The organism is Demequina sp., assembly GCF_016278765.1.
In the GTDB taxonomy this organism is placed as follows: Bacteria; Actinomycetota; Actinomycetes; order Actinomycetales; family Demequinaceae; genus Demequina.
The window spans coordinates 89,036-110,199 of record NZ_JADQBE010000023.1; the positions used below are offsets into that span (position 1 = coordinate 89,036).

Below are 21,164 nucleotides of genomic sequence, written 5' to 3' on the forward strand. Positions count from 1 at the left end.
GAACCGGAAGGCGCCGCGGAAGAACACGCGCCGCCGGGACTGCAGCGTCGTTTCACACAGCTGCCTAGCGTGCGAAGGGGGCGACGGGAACTCCGTGCGCGTTGGTGGCCACCGCGAACACCGACCCCGCGAGCGGCTGGCGTGCGAGTTCCTCCTCGCTCAGACCGTCGGCACTGTCACAGTCCGCGCCCTTCACGACGCTCGGCCCGTCCCCGTCCCAGCGATGCTTCCGGGAACATTAACCCCACCCGAGTTGACCCAACCCAGGAGCCGATCGGAAGCCGGAACCCGCGCCACGGCATTCTCCATCGTCGCCGGATCACCGACATCGCCGACGACTTCGGCGGTAGTCGCTGAGCCGGTACTCGCGAGGTGGCGCGTGGCACGGGAAAGCCCATCGCCGCCCACGTCGACAAGAACCAAGGAGTGCCCGCGGTGGTGCAACTTCTCACACACCGCGAGACCCATCCCACTCGCCGCGCCCGTGACCACGACCCAGCCGTGCTCCTCGCTCACGGTGTGGACTGACCTTCGGGGGGTGCGACCGTGTCGGTAGCTGCCTGCTCCAGCGTCAGCCGCCGAGCCTCCCCCATCGCACGAATCGCCGACTGCACATGCTCCCCCATGATCCGTGACGCGGCCTCGCCATCCCGGGCACGTAGGGCATCAAGGATCAACCGATGGTCAATCGACGCCGAATGAACCGCCGTGGGTATGAGGTCAGTCGCCTTGCGAGCACTGGTCAAGAGTTCTGACAGTGCATCCATGACCTTGAGGTAGATGGAGTTGCCGGTAGCGCCGGCGATCAGGCGATGGAAGGCGATGTCGTGCGGCGCGACGGGCTGATGCGATTCCATCGCGGCCTCAAAGTCATCGAGAACTGAGTTCATGGCCTCGATGTCTTCGGCGGTGGCATTCTCCGCCGCGCGCGCCGCGATACCCGGCTCGAGCAGCAGGCGGAACTCGTAGAGCTCGTCGAGCGTGTTGCCATGCAGCAACGCGGACACGACTTCGGCCGACAAGACGCCTGCCGGCGAGGTTCTCACGACACGTGTGCCTCGCCCCGGACCGACGTCGATCACCTTCATCGAGACCAGGGCCTGCATCGCCTCACGGACTGAGTTGCGGCTCACCCCGAAGTGGCTCATGAGTTCGCGCTCTGTCGGGAGAAGATCGCCAGGGCCGTAGCGTCCGTCCGCAAACCATGTCAGCACTTCTTCGACGATCGCTTGGCTCAGGCTCTGGCGAGTCAAACCAGCCCCCGAATTCACCCTTGGCAACGTCACAAGAGGTCCCCAGTTCCCGCTAGAGCCAACCGCAATGGACAAGTCGGGACGCGCTCATGCGCTATCCCCCTCCAACGCCTACGCGTCATTGATAGGATCATCCCATCACCCCTGGCGACACGTCAATAGCGCGACGTGCCTGCGAGAAGCGGGTCTCGACGACTCGTGGTCGCGGCGGATCAGTACCGAGGCGCCCCGGCGTGACATTGCCACCATGCGACAGCCGGGGTTCCTCATCACTGCGCCACGGGCGGACACGGTCGCGGAGCTCGCCACAGAATCTGGAGCCTCGCCGGGAGTATGTGCCATGCTCGACCCATGGGGATTCTTCACTCACTTCGCGGAAAGCAACCGCCTCCGCCGCCGGCCGTTCCAGAGCCTCCCCTCGATACTGCAGACGATGGTGGCATCGTCTTCTCGCCGCAGGACGGTGCTCGAGCGCCGCGACCCGACTCGCTACCGGCCGAGGCGCTGTGGATATTCGGTAAATCGACGCGGAGGGGAGCCGATGAGTCGTCCCATCCGCGAGTGTTTCAGTCTCTTTCCGTCGGAACACTGTGTGCCGTCGAACTCACACGGGGACGGCGCAGCGGCTGGCGCAAGCCCATTGCCGTCAGCATCGACGAAGCGAGCGTTGGGCTGTGCAGCCATCACCCGATACGTGACCAGTTCGGACGAGTAGCGAAGATCGAACGGCGCGTGTTTGCTCCCGCGCTGGTGGAGAACCTCAATGGCAAGAAGTCGTTGCTCATCTACATGTGTTCCGACACCGCCCTGGCGGCTTGGCTCCACGTGCATGGGAAGACGGCCGACGCGGACTACACGCCGCCGACAATCGAGCAGGACCTCGACAAGGATGGTGTCCACTACGACGAGGCACGCGCCCTGCTCCGCAAGCGCGAGCGGCACACATTTCGCGCTACCTTCACCCTCGAGGAGGTCACCACAGGTGAGCATGCGGGGCAGTCGCAGGTGGTCTTGACCGTCCGCGGCAAGAGGGCCGCAGAGCTCTCGCCGTCGCAACGGGAAGGGCTGACGGAACTCTTCGAGATCGCGGAAAGGGGCGCGCGTGGCGCGCTCACCCTGGGGGTCAGTTCGAGCGGTGAACTCTGGGGGCACGTCGCCGCCTACTAGCCCCCTAGCGCATCGCGCTGGGGCTCACGGCGAGGCAGCGGCGCGCCGCCCGCGGCAGACCCAGTCACTTCACGTAAGATTCTCTACAGACCGGGCTCATCAGATGTGTCCGCGGCGTGACATCATCGGCATGAGCGCGGGCCCGCAGTCGGCGCAATCGGGGTCGCTACGCGGTGGCCTGGCGGCCGATCTCTTCGCCCTGGCCTGAGTGTTGAGTGACCGAGTCGCCCCTGACGCCGGCGCGGGCTCGGTACCCGACCAGTCCCGGACGGATGCGGCACACCGCGACCGCGCCGCGGTCGCGGTGTGAATGCGGAGACGGAGGAGATGTGGCACGACGAGGCCAACGCCGGTCCGGTGGCGCGCGCAGTGAGCGCGGCGCTGACCGGCGCCGCACGCCGCATGCGTCAGAACCAGGGATCATCCCGGTTCTCGCCGGCGTAGCGCGCGAAGTCAACAGCGCTGTGCGCCGACCGCCGACGCGCCCTGCGGTGCGCACGAAGTACCAGGTGGTGGCACTGCTGGTGAGAGAGGAGCGGGCCCGGCTGTTGGCCGACAAGAACTCGAACGAAGCACAGCGCTCCAAGAAGCTCAAACAGCTCGACGCCGTGGCGACCCTCCTGGCGAGGACTGCGGCCCGCGACACCTCGCTGCTCGCGCTACTCGCCGACGACGCCCGGGTCTCCGACTCGGCTCGCTCCTTCAAGGCGACCCTGATGCGTGCCGGCGGACTGGAGCCTCCCGAGGAGCCCGCGCCCACGCCACCGGCGGCAACCGCGCCCGGCGCCAAGAGTCAGGTGGTGCCCCAGTCGGTGATCTCGCGCCAACTCGCGAATCCGTTCCTCGCCCCCGACTTCGAGGCCACCGCCGCGCGAAACGCCTCCAGGGCCCGACGACTTGCTGGCTGGGAACTGCTTGAGCCGCTCTTCAGGTCCTTCGAGCGCGGCGCCACCGGTGCACCCGCCTGCATGCTGTTGCCCGAGGCCCGCCCCACACCCGTTCCCCTCGGCCGGGTGCTGATGCCGCACCAAGCCCGGGTAGTCGCGGCTGCGGCCGCGGGCCATCGGACGTTCCTGCTCGCCGACGAACCAGGACTCGGCAAGACGGCCCAGGCTTTGCTTGCCGCCCAAGCGGCCAATGCCTACCCGCTGCTCGTGGTCGCCCCCAACGTGGTGAAGACCAACTGGGCGCACGAGGTCGGGATGTGGACGCCCCAGCGTCGGTCCACGGTGGTCCATGGCGACGGCGAACGGGTCGACGGGTTCGCGGACATCGTGATCGTGAACTACGAACTCCTGGACCGACACGTCGGCTGGCTGGGCGACCTGGGCTTTCGCGGCATGATCGTCGACGAGGCGCACTTCATCAAGAACAAGCGCTCCCAGCGCTCTCAGCACATCCTTGCGATCTCGGAACGGATCCGCGCCCGCTCGGCCCGACCGCTGCTGATGGCACTGACCGGCACCCCGCTGATCAACGACATCGAGGACTTCCGCGCGATCTGGCAGTTCCTTGGCTGGATCGACGACACCATGCCCAAGGGCGCGCTGATGGGCGCACTTGAGGAGACCGGGCTCACCCCGGTCGACCCGGGGTTCTACGCCGCCGCGCGGGCCAGCGTGATCGACATGGGCATCGTGCGCCGCCGCAAGGTCGACGTCGCGGCCGACATCCCGGCCCGCCGGGTGGCGGACCTGCCGGTCGAACTCGACGGCGCCGCAGGCCGGTCGATCCGCGCCGCCGAGGCCGCGCTTGCTAAGCGGCTCGTGGGTCGCTACCAATCCGCCCTGGAGGCGCGAACCTCCGGCGCGGTGGTGGACGGGATCGACCACGAGCTCGTGCGCCGCGTGGCGGGATGGGAACTCAAGGAGTCGAGCGAGCAGGGCGGCGCGGAGAACGTCTTCACGATGGTCCGCCGGATCGGCCAGGCCAAGGCCGGGCTGGCAGCGGACTATGCCGCACAGCTCGCCCGCAACGTCGGCAAGGTGGTGTTCTTCGCCAAGCACATCGACGTGATGGATCAGGCCGAGCAGACCTTCGCCGATCGCGGCATCCGCTACGCCTCGATCCGCGGGGACCAGACCCCCACAGCGCGCGCAAGGAACATTGACGCCTTCCAGAACGACCCCGACGTGTCGATTGCGGTGTGCTCCCTGATGGCCGCCGGCGTGGGCCTGAACCTTCAGGTCGCCTCGAACCTGGTGCTCGCAGAGTTGTCCTGGACCGACGCCGAACAGACCCAGGCGATCGACCGAATCCACCGGATCGGCCAGGAAGAGCCCGTGACCGCGTGGCGGATCATCGCCGCGCAGACCATCGACTCGAAGATCGCCGAGCTGATCGACAGCAAGTCGGGCCTGGCCGCCCGCGCCTTGGATGGAGCGCCGGACGAGGACGAAACATCCTCCACGAACGTGCAACTCGAAACCCTGGTCGGACTCCTCACCGACGCGCTCGCCGCGGAGGACGCCAGCTGAGGCCGCCGGACGGCGTCGATGACCTCCACGCTCCACCAGTGCGGGGGTAAGGTTGAAGTGCAGGTTTCGCACCACCTGCCGCCCCACCACTCGCGAGGCGTCGTCCATGAGACGGGAGCCGTGAGATGCGCGACGCGACCCTGACCTTTCTCGGCGCGACCGGGACCGTGACCGGGAGCAAGTTCCTCCTCCAGACGGACGGGCATCGGGTGCTCGTGGACGCGGGCCTCTTCCAGGGCGTACGGGAACTGCGACGGCGCAACTGGGCGCCGTTTCCCGTCGATCCGTCGGAGATCGACGGAGCCGTGCTCACGCACGCTCACCTGGACCACTGCGGCTACCTTCCTGCCTTGGTCCGGCAGGGCTTCGAGGGACCGGTGGTGTGCACCGAGGGCACTGCGGAACTCGCGGCGATCGTGCTGAAGGACAGCGCCCACCTCCAGGAGGAGGACGCGCGCTACGCCGCCGACAAGGGCTTCTCCAAGCACGCGCAGCCTCGCCCGCTGTACAACACCGCGGACGTCGCTCGGGCGCTGCCGATGCTGCAACCCGTCGACTTTGGGCGCACAGTCGAGGTGTGCCCCGGCGTCGAGGTCACGCTCCAGCCTGCTGGCCACATTCTCGGCTCGGCGAGCGCGGTGCTCGACGTGGTGGGGCACCGCATCACCTTCAGCGGGGACCTCGGGCGCCCCGGCCACCCGCTGCTTCGACCGCCTCCGCGGCCCCCGGAGAGCGAGACGATCGTCGTCGAGTCCACCTACGGCAACCGCGACCATGTCGAGGGCGAGATCGACCAGTTTGCGGAGGTGGTGAACAGGACGATCGAGCGCGGCGGCACCGTGCTCATCCCGGCGTTCGCGGTTGACCGGACGGAGATCGTGCTGGTCGCGCTCGACCGGCTGATGAACACCGGCCGAATCCCCCAGGTTCCGGTGTACGTGGACAGCCCGATGGCACTGCGCGCGCTCGGCGTCTACCGGCAAGCGCTCGCCGTGGGCAACCCGGAACTGAGGACGGACCTCGAGCCGGGGGTGCTCGACCCGCGCGACGTCCAAGAGGCACACACGCCCCAGCAATCGATGGCGCTGAACCGACCAGGGAAGCCCTGCATCATCGTCTCCGCGTCCGGGATGGCCACGGGAGGCCGGGTCGTGCACCACTTGCGCCATCTCCTCCCGGACCGGGAGAACTCGGTTGTCCTGGTCGGCTTCCAGGCGGCTGGCACGCGCGGCCGCGACCTGGTTGAGGGCGCGACCGAGGTGAAGATGCACGGGCGGTACGTGCCCGTGCACGCCGAGATCGTCCAGATCGACGGGTTCTCCGTGCACGCCGACGCCGACGAGATCCTCGGCTGGCTCGCCAGTACCCCGTCGCCGCCCAAGGTCCTCTACGTGGTGCACGGCGAGCCGGAGTCCTCGGCGGCGTTAGCGGCGCGGGTACGGTCCGAGTTGGGCTGGCTCGCCGTCGTCCCACGCCACGGAGAACGAGTCCGCCTCGGCTGACTGGCATTCCCGCAGGTCAGGTCCCCAAGAGGCGGATGAGTTGGCTGCTACGCCGGGAATCATCCCTGCACAGACGGCAGTTAGTGGCTATTGGTCGAAAGCAATAGGTAACAGGCACGATAGTTCGCGCGGTTGGTGGTGGTTGGTGGTAGTCGCTGGAGTTCTTGCGGACTATCTGCGGACTCCGCCGCGGTGCAGCGACCGCATGGACTCTAGCGGCTGCTACGTCTCGTCGCGCACGTCAAGCGCTCCGGGCGGGTTCCCGTCCAAGATCTCTGCGAGCGCAGCGGGGAGGAGGATCGCCGAGAAGACAATCTGCCCGGGGTGGGGCTCTATCCCGAGGACTTCGCCCGGCTCAGGTAGCCAGTCATCTGGCGTCATTCCCGGTATGGAACTCAGCAATGCCGCGACTTCTCGATAATCTGTGACCCCCGTCGCCCCCACCGCGAGGTAAGTCTCGTGGTCATGGACCCTCACGTGCACCTCGATGGAGTGCCTGCCATATACCGTCTTTAGCGTCTTGCCCGAACGGGCTGACTCGGCGACAAGCGCGCAGATCTGCTTGTACATCGCATCTTCTTGGGCGGCGGCAAACTCGGCGAGATGGCGCAGTGCGTCGGTTGCCGTCGGCAACATCCATGTCGTGTCGATTCCTGATGGGGACCTGTCCTTTGCGACGGTCGAGCGCGCTTTGAGAGCTGCGTAGGCGTCGTCACCGCTACCTTCTTCGCGAAACCCCACCGCGCCGAGCCACCAGTTACATTCAGGAGTCCCCGGCCTCTCACCGACATGAGGGTGCTCGGTGACCGCCCCGCGCTCTCGGCTGGTCTTTGCCTTGAGCCATACGCGGTCTTTGAGGGACAAGATGCGCTCGGCGCCATTTTCGCGTTGCTTGGCGGGAATCTGCTGGGCCCTCTTGATGATGGGCAAGTCGAGTCCGTGCAGCGGGACTGTCACCAGCGGCAGTTGGAGGCCAATGTCTTCGGTCAGGCAACGTACGGTTGGCCTGACAATCTGATCGCGGTCGTCCCCCATGCCAGCGACGCTATTGGCTGCTCAGTTCTGCGCCAAACTGGGCACTCGGTCGGCGGCTAATTGTCGCGCTCCGCTATGCCGCCGACTGCGGCGAGTTCATCTGACGAGATCCCGGCAAGTAGCGCGACTCGAGACGAGCGGCTAGTGCCAATTTCACGAAGCGCCTCACGTGCTGCGGCGCTAATCTCTTCGCGATGGCGCTCGATGTACTCAACGATTGCCTCGTCGACGAGATCCTTCTTTGCGCGCCCGAGAAAGTGTGCGGCATGCCCAATGAGGCTGTCGCTCTCGGCGGAAACTTTGATTGGGGCTGTTGCGGTAGACATAATGCCCTCCGTTGAGGAAGTCTCGGAACGGTAGTGCCTGCTAGTCGCTTCCGATACTTCGGTACTTCGGTACTTCGGTACTAGTGACTATAGGTTTACGTGGCTACCTGAGTCAACCGATGGGTCTACGGCGCTGGAGAAAGCCCCACCCGGGATCTCAGCGCGGCGAGCCGCGTCTGGGCGGGTGTGGACATCTTGGCGAGGTTTCAGGTCGTGCGCGAATATTAGGCGGTGGGGCGTGCTATTTGACTGATCCCAGCGCTGGGTCGTCTGGTCCAGTGGATGGTGATGCTACCTGTGGCGCCTTCGCTTGGTACGGCACGAGGTGCTGGAGGACGGAGCCGTAGTAGTCGGATATAGCCGCCAGGACTGATTCGACGAACCCGCCGGACTTTCCGTTGCGGCGGTTGACTCCCAGGTCCTTGATCAAGTGGAGTTTGAACTTGGCGATGTCGCCAGGCATTTCCGAGAGAACGTCTGTCGCGTCCTCGCGGAGCTTGGAGATCTCGGCGGCGACGCCATGCGCAGCACCCTTGGGGAAAGACTCGATGAGCAGACGACCCGGAGCATCGTCGAGTTGCCTCAGTAGCCAGCCCATACTGCCGCGAGCCTTCTTGTCCCCTGGCGCACGAAAAGTGCTGGACACCGAGACCTGACGTGTTCGCAGGTCGGCCACAATATCTAATTCTGCAATCGCGCCAGGAACGCGCAAAGAGCCCGAGAGGGCTCCCGTCTCGGATAGTTCCTTCACGAACGCCTTCTGCCGGGAGGCCGCATCGTCTTTTTGAGCGCGCGGGATGACTGCCTCGACCGTCTCGTTGAGCTGAATCTCAAGTTTCATTGCCGCATAGGTGAGCAGTTGGTCCCAGCGCCGCGCGATATCGGCGACACCGGGATCGGAGCGCTTGACCGAGCCGTTGCGCACGCTTTCACGGACAGCGACCCAATGCTCGCCCATGTCGTCGAAGTCGAGTGCCCCAGATGAAGCATGTTCGAGATACCGCAGGAGTTCACCAAGAACCCACTCCTGTTCCTTATCCCCTACACCAATGCTCTCTCTCACACGCACGGCTAACGCTGCAATCCGAGTCCACGAGAAGTGAGTCACCTTGACCCGAGAAGCTTTGGTCACCTTCAAACCCGCAGTCGGGTGGATGCCCTCCGATGGGGATATCTCATTCGAGATCGTGATGACGTGATCGAACTTCTCTGTGCGCGCAATGTCGATATATGCGTTGAGTTGGTCTGCAACGAGATCGTTGTTGCCAGTCTTGACCTCAACCAAAGCCGTGAACGGGGTCTGGCTCCCATACGTGACTCGGATCAACCCGTCCGGGCGAACGCCAGTCTTGAGCGCTGTCTTGAATGGCGGTTCGATGTAGGCATCTACCCGTGCTGCAGCGGCCTTGCTGGCGCCGAGCGGCCCGAGCATGGCGTTCGAAAACGGGCGAACTATCGAAAGCACCGCGAGCAACGCCGATGTCGCGCGCTGCTCCCGTTCGCTACCTGCGCCCGTTCCGACAACCGGTATTAACCTTGCCTGCTCCCATTGCTCTTCCAAGTCGGTCCCCCCATTCAGTTTCTCCAAGACGCCAACTTGGCCACCATAGCGCCGCCGCAATATCCCAGTGGTTGCCGCCACGGCGCCTAGCCACATTGCCGCGACGTCACTGCGGGCGTGCGCAAGCGTCGCGGGGGCGCGAAGTCACCGAGATCAGCCGGGTGCCCTAGACGTCAAAGACGCGGGCAAAGTGTGGCGAGCTCGACTGGGCGCACGGCGTGCTCTCCGAAGCCGATGGCAAGGTGTTTGTCGATGCCCTGCTAGTCCAATATCGCGGCGACTCGCTCGGGTGCATCTTTTCCAGCGATGGCGGCTAGACCGAACACAAAAACTCCGCCCGGGGGGAGACAGCGCCAGGTAGGGCGCGTCTGGGGGTCCCACGTGTCAGACCGCGATGCCACCGTAGTAGTGAGACATGTGGAGGTGCGAAATGCGGGAAGTAGCAAAACGAGAACTCACCACCGGTCGCGATGTGCCCGAGCACGTCTTTGCGCACAAACACGTGAGAACGGGCCGGTGTGCATCCTTCGGTTGGCGTACTGAGGCATGATGCAAAGAGAATCGAACTACTACGGGGGATCAAGGTGCTCGGAATAGCGACATTGAACGTGGGACAAGCGTCCAGTGAACTGGTGGTTTGGCTCACCTCGCAGGTCGAAGAATTCTCAACACGCCACACAAACGCCGTCGTGATCCAGCGCGATGATCCAAAATTCGCATCGAAGGTCTGGTCTCTCACGGCGGACAGGTTCGTGGTCACACTCGTACCGTCCCGTGTTCCCGGTCTCGAGGCAGACCCGCTCAGTTTCGATTCTGCGATGCACTTGCTGCGACGGGAGGTCGAGGCGCGCAGGGCCACCATCGAAGCGGCGATACATGCCTACGCCCAGCGGACGCGCTCCAACCTAGTCGCGCCCCGGTGGGCGGAACTGCCAACGGAGGCACCCGCCGAGCCGCACTGGTTGGAATCGGGAACTGTGTCCCAAACCCTCGCAGCCGCGAACCACATCTCCAAAGTCTGGAACGCCTGGCTGGATACAGAGAAACAGCGTCTACGGCGTATCGAGTCACCGAAAGGCCAGCGCCCGTGGATTATGCCCGGCGGTCTGGATAGCCCTTCGGTTGAAGTGCTCCCGGCGGAGTACGTCGCGATGGCGCGCGACGCATTCGTGAGAGTCGCGCCTCGTGCGTGACGTGGATTTCACCGCAATCGACATGGCACATCACGAATCGGTAATCAACGGTACGCGTCCAAGGTGGGACACGTTGGCCAACCCAGGTCACCACCGGGCCCGGGCTTGCGCTCGAGCTTCATACATCGCGCAAGGGCTGCCAGTCTCGAACGCGCGAATTACTGTCAAGAACGCGAACTAGTTTGGGGGGCGCATGGGTCTCGATTTCCTTGCAGTCGACGTAGAAACAGCAAACTCGAATCGCGGTTCGATATGTGCCTTCGGGTACTCGATAGTCCGCGACAGTGAAGTAATCTCCGGCGGGTCGTGGCTCTGTCAGCCCCCGCGCGAGCTCGACTACTTCGAACCCATGAACATGTCGATCCACGGGATCCGACCGGACGACGTCGCTGGCTTGCCACGCTTCGGCGATCGCCTCGAAGAGATCACCGACCTCGCCGCTGGCTTCCCCCTAATCGCGCACAACGCAGGATTCGACATGGGCGCGATGCGCGCCGCTTGCGCAGCAACGCCGGCAACAATGCCCGAATTCGACTACGTGTGCACCCTGGTCTTGGCGCGGCGCATGCTGAACCTCCCATCGAACCGCCTCCCATTCGTGTGCCGCGACCTTGGTATTGAATTCAACCGCCACCACGACGCCGGAGCCGACGCCGATGGCGCCGCGCGCGTAGCGATTGCTCTGGCCGCACGAGCGGATGCCCGGTCTCTCGATGAGCTACTGGGGGGAAACGGCGTGAGGATGGGTCGGACGGGGCCGACCGCCTGGCAACCAAGCCACGCTATCCGCAAGTCGTACGGTGAAGACCCCGCGTCCCCTGAAACCAACACCGCCGCCGACCCGAGCAACCCGTTCTACGGTGAGGTCGTCGTGTTCACCGGGGGTCTCGCCGTGCCCCGCCCCGAGGCGTGGCAACGAATTGCGGACCTCGGCGCAATCGCTCAAAAGGGCGTCAACAAGCACACGACGCTGCTCGTGATCGGGGGCGGTTTCACCGGGCACAACCCCGACGACTTTGCCACCGGCAAAGCGCTGGCAGCGGCCAAGTGGCGCGACAAGGGCCACAAAATCGAAGTGCTCAACGAAGTCGAATTCTGGGACCGGCTCGACGAGGCAGAGTCCACTCGGCGATAGCGTCATCCGGTAGTCCGAGGCGCTTTGCCATAGGCCCCACCCGGCCTTCGGGGGTGAGAGCCGGACGGGGTTTGCCCGCGCGAGTCAGTGAAGGTGGTTCAGGAGCGCCTAGGACACGCGAGCGCGAGCGAGACTCTCGACACGTATTCGCACCTGTGGCCGGACTCTGACGACCTCACCCGCGAGGCTATCGACGGCGTGCTTGGCATCGCATCGCTCGCTTCTCGTGCGGGATTCTCGGGGAATTCTAATGGAGCGTCACGATGAATTCCCTGGTAAACTCCATAACGGCGGATGAGTTGGCCGATACGCCGGGTTCTGTCCTCGTGCACGGGGCACGAAGGGCGGCCATCCATCTACGACGTACGTTGCCGCACGCCTCTAGCAACCTACCCAGATACTCGGGCGAGCAGCCCTCAAACGCATCCTGTCTGGTCTTGCTCCAGGTGGGGTTTACCGTGACCGACGCTGTCACCAGCGACGCGGTGAGCTCTTACCTCACCTTTTCACCCTTACCGCCGGCCGAGGCCGGAGGCGGTTATTTTCTGTGGCACTTTCCCGCGGGTCGCCCCGGGTGGCTGTTAACCATCACCCTGCTCTACGGAGCCCGGACGTTCCTCGGTACGGGTTTCCCCGCAACGCGACCGCCTGGCCAACTCATCCGCGGCTCAAGCATAGGACGTAACCACGAGTCCTGCTCCTGCCTGCACTCCGAAGACAAGACTCCGTCTATGTCGGGAGACTTGGCGAACCTAGACCGCTCTGGAGTGTGCCCGCTCAATCGTCTCCTTCAGCGCGCGCAGGTTCTGCGCCACCGACTTCTTGATTCGATCTCCAAGTAGCTGCGCGAACAGTCGCGGCGTGCCTGGGGTCTCCAACTCGACGGCATTAACCAGCCGGGTCGCCCCGGAATCTTCGGCCAATGCGTAGTCGAGGCGGGCGGGAAGCCCCGCAAGCGTTCCGCGCACCTCTATCCGGCGCGGCTCGTCCAGAGCCGTGACCGTGAGCATCTCCACGGCCGGCCGCGGGATCGCGCGCGTCTGGCGGTAAGTGGCCCCCACACGGACCGGGCCGGGGCTGGTCTTCGTCGTCGTTTCGACCGCCCAGTTCCATTCGGGTATGTGCTCAAGGTCGGACAGATACTGGTAGACCTCACTGACAGGGCGGTCGATGATGAGCGTGTTGGTAAACGTGATCATGGAATCATCCTTTCGACGAGTGGTGGCGGGATCGATTCCCGGCTGGCGTTCGGCGAGCGCCCTCAAGAGACGTCGCGGCCGCGGGGTCATGGGCGGCGAGGATTCGCAGACCGGGGTGCCGACGCTTCAGCTCCAGGACCATATCGGCGCTCTGCCTGAGCAGACGGGTAGAGCCCACGCCCGGCAGCCGACCGGCGGATTCCAGCGCGTCGGCGTCGTACGTGAGGTCCCCGACCATCAGCAACGGATCGAGACCGGGGCGCCGCACCAACATGGAAAGGGATCCCGGCGTGTGACCGGGCGTCGGGAGAAGGATGAGACTTCCGTCGCCCATCAGGTCTGAGCCGTGGGTGAACGGGGCAAGATCCGGGTCGCCCAGGGGCCCGAACTCGGTGGGCTCCCATCTCAGACCGGGGAGGTCGATGTGTGAGCGGAGCACGCCTTGGGTCTCCGCCAGCGGATTTGTCAGCTGGCGATGCTCCGCGGTTGATGTGACGATCCTGGGGCCCTGGAGGTGCGCCAGCCCGCCGATGTGGTCCTGATGCAGATGAGACAGGACGACCGCGACGACGTCCTCGCTGGCGTAACCCAGGCGCCACAGGCCCGCGGGCAAGGTCTGGCCAGCCGGGATGTCGAACCGCGCCAGCCGCCGATAGAGCAGGCGAAGGGGGCCGCCAGGGAAGTACCCGGGATCGGTCACGCTGGCGCGGTCCTGTCCAGTGTCAAAGAGCACCAATCCGTCGCGGTGCTCAACGACGAAGACGTTGATGGGACGTCGATTCAGCCACCGACGCGAGGTCAAGATCCACCAGTACATCGGTGTGTTGCTCCCGTATGCATGTTCCGGATGGATGTCCACACTCCCGGTGGAGATAACCCGAACATCGTGGATCAGGTCCGTTGGATCAGCCATGGTTGCGTCCTCCTTATGTGACGGTGCGGGATTGCACCGTTCCCCTCGAGCGGCGGTTCTGGCGTGTCTGACGCTCGATTTCGAATTACCGTATGTCATACTGAAACTACTGTCAAGAGAAGGAGCATGATGCCTACCAACGCCGACGCGGGCGCGGAGCCCGGACCCCCGTCCACCGCACGACGAGCGGGCCGACCACGGCGGCTGACCATCGACACGGTGGTCAACGAGGCGATCCGGCACGCCGACGAGCAGGGGTTGACCGAACTGACGATGCCCCGGCTCGCCCGCCGGCTGGGCGTCGGGACCATGACGCTCTACGGCTATGTGGCGAGCAAGCAGGAACTCGTCGATCAGATGGCCAGTGCACTCTTCGCGGACCTCACGGTGCCCGACTCGGGCGACGACTGGAGGCATCAGGTGAGCGAGTATTTTCGGCGCTTCCGCAAGGCGGCACTGGCTCACCCGTCGCTGGCGGGCCTGCTCGCCAATGGCCGCGTCACCATCCCTGCCGTGTTCGACCACCTCGAGACCCTGTTGGGGGCGATGCGCGCCGGCGGACTCGGGACCGAAGACGCCGTTCGCCTCTTCTACTCATCGCTGTGCTTCACCATCGGCGAGGTCCAGTGGGAGGTACCGCGCACCCACGCGCAGAGTCCGGCGGCCTACGCACAGCAGTGGCATGACCTGCTGGCGGCACTCGACCCCCGCGCCTACCCCCTCCTGACTGGACCCGCGGCGGCGCACCTCGGCACCGTGTCTTCCGACGAACAGTTCGAGTGGGGCCTTGCGCGCATCATCGCGACGGCGGGCCCGCATAGGGTGTAGCCCGTGCTCGTGCTCCTCCCTCCCTCCGAAGGCAAGACCCCGGCGACGTCGGGAGACCCGGTCGACCTGGCGGCTCTCAGCCATCCCATGCTCGCCGATGCGCGCCGACGAGTGGGCGATGCCCTCGCCACGGTGAGCGGCCAACGCAACGCCCTCACCGCCCTGGGCGTGGGCCCCTCGCTCGCAAAGGACGTCGCCCGCAACACCCGGCTGTGGACCGAACCCACGGGCCCGTCGGCCTCCGTGTACACGGGCGTGCTGTACGACGCGGCGGGCATGGCCGCGTGGGACGACGCGACGATGCGTCGCGCAGACGAGCGCGTGCGCGTCATCTCCGCCCTGTGGGGCGCGGTCTCCCCCGCCGACCTCATCCCGGCCTACCGGCTTTCCATGGCGACCACGCTGGGCCGCATCGGGCCGCTGGGCGCGTTCTGGAGGAATCACCTCGACGGACCCCTCACTGCTGCGGCCGACGGCACCGTCGTTGTCGACTGCCGGTCAAGTTCCTACGCCGCCGCGTGGACACCACGCCACGCCCCATGGGTCGCGGTCAAGGTGCTTCGCGAACTGGATGGCAAGCGGAGCGTGGTGAGTCACATGGCCAAGCACACGCGCGGGCTGCTCACGGGACACCTGATGCGTTTCGAGACCGCCCCTCAGTCGCCACGGGATGTCGCCGACGCCGCTGCAGGTCTCATCGGGGTCTCATTGGTCGACGTGGCGCTCGAGGCGCGCGCCAAGGGGCCCGACGTACTCACCTTGGTGGTTGCGGGCTAGCGCACTCGTTCCGTCTGCAGCACCATCCCGCGCTCGGCCGTCACCTCGTTGACCGTCTGGGCAAACTTGGCGATGGTCGCCCGATACAGCGGCAGGTTTGGCAAATCGTGGGTGGCTCCCTGGAGAGTGACCCGCGGTTCGGCTTGGGACAGCACTCCCATCGTGGGGTGCTCGACCACAAAAGGATCTGCTTGCCGTCTACCCATTCCAGGGGCCGACGGAGCCACGTCTCCTGATACGACTGCGGCCACTCCAGGGTCCCCGAGCCGGCGAGCCGTAGCAGGACGCCCTCACTCCGCGCGAGGCTGGCGATGGCGAGCACCGCGTGGAGGAAGGCGGCCACCGGTTCCCGCCATGCATCCGACATCGGTGCGCTCCCTTGCGGCCAGCCCTAGTCAGTGGGCGATCCCACGGACATGAGGTGCCTTTCTACGATCTGACCCGTCGTCGAGATCCTGAGCTGGAGCATCGTCAGCGATGCGGGAACCGGCCAGATGGCACCCCACCGGTTGGCTGGCATGCCCATCGATAGCCCTACGGCGCACTTGATGGCGACCGCATGGGATACGGCAACCCACGTGCGGTGCTCGTCGTTGCCGGAACTCGCCAACTGAGCGTGCTGCGCCGCGAGATCGACCAGCAAACCGTCGAGCCTTTCGCCCACGTTGGCGAACGACTCTCCGCCCTCGGCGGCAATCTCACCGAATCGCCACCGGTGCATGATCTGAGGGTCGTCCGCTGCGATCTCCTCGCCGGTGCGGCCCTCCCATTGTCCAAAGTGAATCTCACGAAGCCGGTCCTCCGACTCGGGATGCACGCCCAACCGCCGGCCGATGGCCGCGGCCGTCTGTTGAGTGCGCACCATCGGCGATGCGATCACGCGGCTCGCCGTGGCCGCCGAGGGCCACGAGCGGCGGCCGATGGCGTGGATGGCGTCGGCGGCCTTGGCCGCCTGCACGCGACCCGCGGCGTTCAATGCGGGACCCGGAACCCCCGATCCGGACAGCTGTTGCGTGATCGTCATGTCCGTCACCCCGTGGCGCACAAATACGAGGGTGAGGGGGCTAAGGAGCTCCACTCCCTGGACCCGAAACAGCGGCGAGCGCGCTCCTGGGAGAGCTATGGGGGTGTCAGGTGAGGGGGTGGTGGCGTCCGGGGTCACGATCCGGCCCCGCGCACCAGGATCCTTCCGCACTCCTCACAGCGGACGATGTCGTCCTCCGGGGCGGCTTCAATGTGGGCGAGATCGGCGGGGTTGAGGCTCATGTTGCAGCCCTGGCAGGCGCCGTGCTGGAGAGTCGCCGCGCCCGTGCCGCCGTGCGCGACCCTCAACTTCTCGTACAGTGCCAGCAGGCCCTCATCGAGTCCGGCCGCCGCATTGGCGCGGCCAGCGCTCAGCGACACGATCTCGGCGTCGATGTCTGCGGCCTCGTCGTGGAGCCTTGCCGTGATGTCGGCTACTTTCGCGGCCACCGCATCGATCTGCATTATGACGCGAGTGGCCTCGGCCTCGGCGTCTTCGAGCCGTTGCATCGCGTCCAGCTCGATCTCCTCCAAGTCGCCTTGGCGCTTGGCGAGTACCTCCAACTCGCTCTGCAGCGCTTGCAGTTCCTTGGGCGCCAACCCTGCGCCAGACAGCATGCGCTGGTTGTCCCTGTCGGCACGGGCGCGCACGGTCACCACGTCGTCCTCGGCCTTCGTGACCTCTCGGCGCAGGTCGGTCACGGCGGTCGCCGCCTCGACCCTGGTCTCCTCGAGCGAGGCGGCTTCGGCCGTCACCTCATCGAGTTCCTGACGCGCCGGAAGGTTCACCAGGCGGTGGCGCGCTTGCGCCAGCTTGGTGTCGAGGTCCTGCACGGTCAACAGCCGGAGCTGGTCAGCCACGGGGGCCTTAGGCACTGTTCACTCCTTGAATGGTGACGACGGCACTCGGCCGGTCCAGGGGTCGGTGTTCAGCGTACTCACCGAAGTGGTCACCGAAAACGCGCTCGCCACCTCGGCGGCGGCGGCGGCAAGCCACAGCGACTCGGAGGCAAAGTGGGAGACACTGACGAGGTACGGCTTGCCGTCACGAAGCATCGCGGCCTCGCGTGCCTCCGAGGCTGGGTGGTGACGCAGATCGGCGGTCACGTAGGCGTCAACGCTGGCAGCCGCCGCATCGTCCAGGTAGGCGTCTCCTGAGCCTCCCAGCACCGCCACGGTGGCGACGATGCCGTCCGGGTCTCCCGCATACAGCACCCCGGCGGCGGTCGCTGGCAGCGCCGACGCCACGTCGGCGGCAAACCTCGTGAGGGACGTGGGCTTGATCGTGCCCACCCGGCCGCCCCCGACAGGCGAGGAATGTCCGGGCGCGGGCACCAAGGGTCCATCGACGCTCACTCCCAAGGCGACCGCGAGCGCGTCCGCGACGCCGGTCGCCGCGGCATCGGCGTTTGTGTGGGCAGCCATCTGCGCGCAGCCGCCCTCAACGAGGGCATGCACGGCGGCACCCTTGACGGTGTCTGCCGCCACCGAGGTCACCCCGCGCAGCAGCAGCGGGTGGTGGGTGATCAGCAGGTCCGCCCCGGCGTCGATCGCCTCGCGAATCACCGCGAGCGTGGGGTCTACCGCGAAGTGAACGTGCGCCACCGGCTGCGCGGGATGACCCACGGCGAGACCGGGAGCATCCCACTCCTCCGCAAGCTCTGGAGGAAAGCGCTTCTCAACCCAGGCGACCACATCGGCGACGGTCGTCATGACTTCTCCTGCGCCCTTCGATCGTCAAGCAACGTGTCGATCTTCTCCTGAAGCACGTCAATCTTGTCGTGAAGGCGCCCAATCTCCTGCTCGTTCTTGGCGATCGACGCCTCGTCGCGCTCGTCCGACTCCGCGGTCGTCAGCCGGACAAACCACGCGGCGACGGAGGCGGTGATCACACCAATCAGGGAGATCCCGAGAACCATGAGCGCGCCCGACACGACGCGTCCCGTCACTGTCACCGGATAGAAATCGCCGTAGCCGACGGTGGTCGTGGTGACGATCGCCCACCACACCGCGTCGCCGAAGTTGGTGATATTGGACCCCGGTACCCCACGTTCGGCGCCCAGGATGGCGACCGCCGCGATCCAGATCAGCAGTACAGCCGAGAGCACAACGGCCCTGGTGGCGTTGACCGCGCCCTGACCGCGCAATACCTTGGAGCCGTTGCTGAAGACCGCGAGAATCTTGAGCGGCCGCAGCGGCGGGTAGAGCACAGCGAGGATGTCGAGCGGGTGCTTCAGGATGAACCGCCACGAGCTGCGAGCAAGCGTCACCCGCACCACGATGTCGACTACGAACGCGAGCCAGATCAGCGCATTGAGCGTGCCGATGAGTACGGGTATGGGATGCGGCAGGTCAACAGCGACGGTGCCGAGCGTCCAGACCACCAGAAACACGAACCCCAGCGCGAGCAAGATGCCGTCGGTGCGACGCGCGTAGGCGTCGTACTTGCTACCGCTGACAAACTCGCGCAACTGACCCAACGCCATCGTGACTCCCTCCGTGGGCCCTACCGGACTCGAACCGATGACACCTGCGGTGTAAACGCAGTGCTCTAACCAACTGAGCTAAGGGCCCGCGCACCATTGTTCCCTATTCGGGGAACGCCGGCTTAGCGCTCACGCGCAGACAGACTAGACGAGTCCAAGCACCTTCCGGTAGGCGTCGAGGTCGCGGGAGTCTCCCGTGGGGTTCACAAGCGCCCACCTGACAACGCCGTCGGCGTCAATGTGGAAGGTGCCGCGCTGGGAACGACCCAACTCTTCGTCAAACACGCCGAACGCGCGACTGACCTCTCCGTGTGGCCAGAAGTCGCTCAGCAGCGTGCCTGGGAACTTGTTCTGGTATGCCCACTCTTGGTTGACGAACTTCGAGTCACAGTTCACCACGAACACCTTCGCGTCAGACGCGACCAGGTCCTCGGCGTCGCGCAACTGCTCGAGTTCATACGTGCACACGGGCGAAAACGCCCACGGCACGAACACGAGCAGCACGTCGGTGCCGCGCAGTGCCGACAACGAGACGTTGATCCCGTTCTGGTCTGACAGTGTGAAGTCCGGAGCGAGGTGACCCACGAGGGGATGGGTCACTTGGAGCGGCCCTTCTCCCCCAATTGCGTTGCCGTCCACGATGCGTCAACGACGAAAGTCGACGTCGCGTGCAGTCCGGCGAGCGAGGACGCTTCTTCGACATCGCGGGGCAAGACATGGCCAGGGCGGCCAGCCTTCGGAGTCAAGAGCACCACCTGGGCGCTGCCGTCAAGCAAGGACTGAACATCCATCAGCAAGTCAGCAAGATCATCGTCGCCGTCGCGGAACCATACGATCGCCGCATCGGTGACATCACCGTAGTCTTCGTCCACCAGGTCTTCACCTGTAACGGACATGATCGCTCTGCGAAGCGCGTCGCACACATCGGCATCGTGCCCGAATTCCTGTACGACCATCCCCTGGGTCACACCCAGTCGCGACACCATTGCGGTATCGAGCGCTTCCGAGCCCTCTGTCATGGCCACGGCCCGCCTGCCCCTTTCGTTGGTGAGCACACTGGTATGTGCTCGTTTGCACCACAGTACGGGGCCGAGTGCGCACGTCGCAACGGCGATACCTGTCGCGTGTCACGGGTTGCGCTAAACCCGCAGGCCGCTTTGCGACACGGCTTGGCGTGACATTGGACCGGGATGTGGCAAGAATGTTCTGGTACGCGGTACCCCCGCAAACCACCTACACGTGACATGAGCGCGACACCTCGCGCTGAAACGAGAGGTCCCCTGTGGCACAGCACGGCGCGATCGACAGTGATCCGGAAGAGACCAACGAGTGGCTCGAATCGCTCGACGGAATGATCGAGGATGGCGGCGCGACCCGCGCCGAGTACGTCATTGATCGCATGGTCGAACACGCGTCGGGCAAGCAGCTTTCGGTTCCTCTTAGCCTGAATACGCCGTACGTCAACACGATTCACGTTGACAACGAGCCCGAGTACCCGGGAAACGAACCCTTCGAGCGTCGCTACCGCGGCTGGATCCGCTGGAACGCGGCGGTCATGGTGACGCGCGCCCAGGCGGCCGGCAAGGGCGTCGGCGGACACATTTCCTCGTATGCCTCAGTGGCCACGCTCTATGAAGTGGGACTCAACCACTTCTTCAAGGGCAAGGACCACCCCGCAGGCGGCGACCACATCTACTTCCAGGGTCACGCCGCACCCGGCGTGTATGCCCGCGGACTCGTCGAGGGACGATTCACCGAGGAAGACCTGGACTCGTTCCGGCAGGAGAAGTCCGCCGCGGGTCGTGGGTTGTCCTCCTATCCTCACCCGCGCCTCATGCCCGACCTGTGGGAATTCCCCACCGTGTCGATGGGACTCGGCCCCGCGTCGGCCATCTACCAGGCCTGGACCGACCGCTACCTGAAACTTCGCGGCATCAAGGACACGTCCCAGCAACACACGTGGGCATTCCTCGGCGACGGCGAGATGGACGAACCCGAGTCGCGCGGCATGCTGCAGTTGGCGGCCAACCAGAAGCTCGACAACCTGACGTTCGTGGTCAACGCAAACCTCCAGCGCCTCGACGGCCCGGTGCGCGGCAACGGCAAGATCATCCAGGAACTCGAGGCATTCTTCCGTGGAGCCGGGTGGAACGTCATCAAGGTGATCTGGGGCCGCAGTTGGGACCCGCTGCTCGCGCGCGACCATGACGGAGCTCTCACCAACCTCATGAACACCGTCCCCGACGGCGACTTCCAGACGTTCCGTGCCGAGTCCGGCGCCTTCATTCG

At 65.4% G+C, this 21,164-nt stretch carries 21 protein-coding genes, 1 tRNA gene, 1 other RNA gene and 1 pseudogene; 8 read left to right on the forward strand and 16 right to left on the reverse strand.

Features of this window, described 5'->3' with window-relative positions:
- Positions 1-192 precede the first annotated feature (192 nt).
- Together QZZ29_RS04990 and QZZ29_RS04995 are read right to left on the reverse strand one after the other, a co-directional pair.
- Entirely contained in the window at positions 193-516 is a 324-nt protein-coding gene (locus QZZ29_RS04990) for an SDR family NAD(P)-dependent oxidoreductase (protein WP_291381858.1), read from the reverse strand.
- Entirely contained in the window at positions 513-1,253 is a 741-nt protein-coding gene (locus QZZ29_RS04995) for a FadR/GntR family transcriptional regulator (protein WP_291381860.1), read from the reverse strand. Before QZZ29_RS04995 ends, QZZ29_RS04990 begins: the two co-directional genes overlap by 4 nt.
- Before the next feature lie 561 nt (positions 1,254-1,814).
- Here QZZ29_RS04995 and QZZ29_RS05000 point away from each other — a divergent pair.
- From QZZ29_RS05000 to QZZ29_RS05015, 4 genes are all read left to right on the forward strand, one after another.
- The gene (locus tag QZZ29_RS05000) at positions 1,815-2,420 is read left to right on the forward strand and encodes a hypothetical protein (RefSeq protein ID WP_291381862.1); all 606 of its coding nucleotides are present in this window, start codon (positions 1,815-1,817) and stop codon (positions 2,418-2,420) included.
- A gap of 306 nt (positions 2,421-2,726) precedes the next feature.
- Positions 2,727-2,864 carry a hypothetical protein gene (locus QZZ29_RS05005; RefSeq protein WP_291381863.1) on the forward strand — a complete coding sequence of 46 codons (138 nt, stop codon included), beginning with the start codon at positions 2,727-2,729 and terminating at the stop codon, positions 2,862-2,864.
- 47 nt (positions 2,865-2,911) lie between these two features.
- A complete protein-coding gene (locus QZZ29_RS05010) occupies positions 2,912-4,897 on the forward strand; it encodes a DEAD/DEAH box helicase (RefSeq protein WP_291381865.1) in 1,986 nt (661 codons plus the stop codon).
- Between the two features lie 125 nt (positions 4,898-5,022).
- The gene (locus QZZ29_RS05015) at positions 5,023-6,399 is read left to right on the forward strand and encodes an MBL fold metallo-hydrolase (RefSeq protein ID WP_291381866.1); all 1,377 of its coding nucleotides are present in this window, start codon (positions 5,023-5,025) and stop codon (positions 6,397-6,399) included.
- Positions 6,400-6,621: 222 nt separating this feature from the next.
- Here the strand turns inward: QZZ29_RS05015 and QZZ29_RS05020 are convergent, their stop codons facing one another.
- The 3 genes from QZZ29_RS05020 to QZZ29_RS05030 form a co-directional block, all read right to left on the reverse strand.
- Entirely contained in the window at positions 6,622-7,434 is an 813-nt protein-coding gene (locus QZZ29_RS05020) for a hypothetical protein (protein WP_291381868.1), read from the reverse strand.
- A gap of 56 nt (positions 7,435-7,490) precedes the next feature.
- The gene (locus tag QZZ29_RS05025) at positions 7,491-7,760 is read right to left on the reverse strand and encodes a hypothetical protein (RefSeq protein ID WP_291381870.1); all 270 of its coding nucleotides are present in this window, start codon (positions 7,758-7,760) and stop codon (positions 7,491-7,493) included.
- A 241-nt stretch (positions 7,761-8,001) separates the two neighbouring features.
- Positions 8,002-9,348, reverse strand: coding sequence for a hypothetical protein (locus QZZ29_RS05030; RefSeq protein ID WP_291381872.1), 1,347 nt, complete (start codon positions 9,346-9,348; stop codon positions 8,002-8,004).
- A gap of 1,359 nt (positions 9,349-10,707) precedes the next feature.
- Here QZZ29_RS05030 and QZZ29_RS05035 point away from each other — a divergent pair.
- Entirely contained in the window at positions 10,708-11,649 is a 942-nt protein-coding gene (locus tag QZZ29_RS05035) for an exonuclease domain-containing protein (protein ID WP_291381873.1), read from the forward strand.
- A 291-nt stretch (positions 11,650-11,940) separates the two neighbouring features.
- Here QZZ29_RS05035 and rnpB read toward each other — a convergent pair.
- The 3 genes from rnpB to QZZ29_RS05050 all read right to left on the reverse strand — a co-directional run bounded on the left by rnpB (position 11,941) and on the right by QZZ29_RS05050 (position 13,761).
- An RNA gene (gene rnpB / locus QZZ29_RS05040) (RNase P RNA component class A) lies at positions 11,941-12,309 on the reverse strand.
- 92 nt (positions 12,310-12,401) lie between these two features.
- Positions 12,402-12,848, reverse strand: a complete 447-nt coding sequence (locus tag QZZ29_RS05045; RefSeq protein WP_291381874.1) for an SRPBCC family protein — start codon at positions 12,846-12,848, stop codon at positions 12,402-12,404.
- A 4-nt stretch (positions 12,849-12,852) separates the two neighbouring features.
- A complete protein-coding gene (locus tag QZZ29_RS05050) occupies positions 12,853-13,761 on the reverse strand; it encodes an N-acyl homoserine lactonase family protein (RefSeq protein WP_291381876.1) in 909 nt (302 codons plus the stop codon).
- 126 nt (positions 13,762-13,887) lie between these two features.
- On the opposite strand from QZZ29_RS05050, the gene QZZ29_RS05055 reads away from it, so the two are divergent.
- Entirely contained in the window at positions 13,888-14,589 is a 702-nt protein-coding gene (locus tag QZZ29_RS05055) for a TetR/AcrR family transcriptional regulator (RefSeq protein ID WP_291381878.1), read from the forward strand.
- Positions 14,590-14,592: 3 nt separating this feature from the next.
- On the forward strand, positions 14,593-15,366 hold the full coding sequence (locus tag QZZ29_RS05060; protein ID WP_291381880.1) for a peroxide stress protein YaaA: 774 nt from the start codon (positions 14,593-14,595) through the stop codon (positions 15,364-15,366).
- Here the strand turns inward: QZZ29_RS05060 and QZZ29_RS05065 are convergent.
- From QZZ29_RS05065 to QZZ29_RS05100, 8 genes are all read right to left on the reverse strand, one after another.
- The gene (locus tag QZZ29_RS05065; RefSeq protein WP_291381881.1) at positions 15,363-15,593 is read right to left on the reverse strand and encodes a hypothetical protein; all 231 of its coding nucleotides are present in this window, start codon (positions 15,591-15,593) and stop codon (positions 15,363-15,365) included. The genes QZZ29_RS05060 and QZZ29_RS05065 overlap by 4 nt on opposite strands.
- Before the next feature lie 164 nt (positions 15,594-15,757).
- A complete protein-coding gene (locus QZZ29_RS05070; protein WP_291381883.1) occupies positions 15,758-16,444 on the reverse strand; it encodes a histidine phosphatase family protein in 687 nt (228 codons plus the stop codon).
- An 80-nt stretch (positions 16,445-16,524) separates the two neighbouring features.
- Positions 16,525-17,265, reverse strand: a complete 741-nt coding sequence (locus tag QZZ29_RS05075; RefSeq protein WP_291381885.1) for a C4-type zinc ribbon domain-containing protein — start codon at positions 17,263-17,265, stop codon at positions 16,525-16,527.
- 3 nt (positions 17,266-17,268) lie between these two features.
- Positions 17,269-18,102 carry a Nif3-like dinuclear metal center hexameric protein gene (locus QZZ29_RS05080; RefSeq protein ID WP_291381887.1) on the reverse strand — a complete coding sequence of 278 codons (834 nt, stop codon included), beginning with the start codon at positions 18,100-18,102 and terminating at the stop codon, positions 17,269-17,271.
- The gene (locus QZZ29_RS05085; protein WP_291381889.1) at positions 18,099-18,875 is read right to left on the reverse strand and encodes a potassium channel family protein; all 777 of its coding nucleotides are present in this window, start codon (positions 18,873-18,875) and stop codon (positions 18,099-18,101) included. The genes QZZ29_RS05080 and QZZ29_RS05085 overlap by 4 nt, the downstream gene beginning before the upstream one ends.
- Positions 18,876-18,889: 14 nt before the next feature.
- A tRNA-Val gene (locus QZZ29_RS05090) sits at positions 18,890-18,963 on the reverse strand.
- Between the two features lie 56 nt (positions 18,964-19,019).
- Positions 19,020-19,475: a redoxin domain-containing protein gene (locus QZZ29_RS05095; protein ID WP_291381891.1), complete on the reverse strand. Its 456-nt coding sequence runs from the start codon at positions 19,473-19,475 to the stop codon at positions 19,020-19,022.
- A complete protein-coding gene (locus tag QZZ29_RS05100) occupies positions 19,472-19,894 on the reverse strand; it encodes a DUF3052 domain-containing protein (RefSeq protein WP_291381894.1) in 423 nt (140 codons plus the stop codon). The genes QZZ29_RS05095 and QZZ29_RS05100 overlap by 4 nt, the downstream gene beginning before the upstream one ends.
- 263 nt (positions 19,895-20,157) lie before the next feature.
- On the opposite strand from QZZ29_RS05100, the pseudogene QZZ29_RS05105 reads away from it, so the two are divergent.
- A pseudogene (locus QZZ29_RS05105) lies at positions 20,158-21,164 on the forward strand (pyruvate dehydrogenase (acetyl-transferring), homodimeric type); the annotation flags it as partial.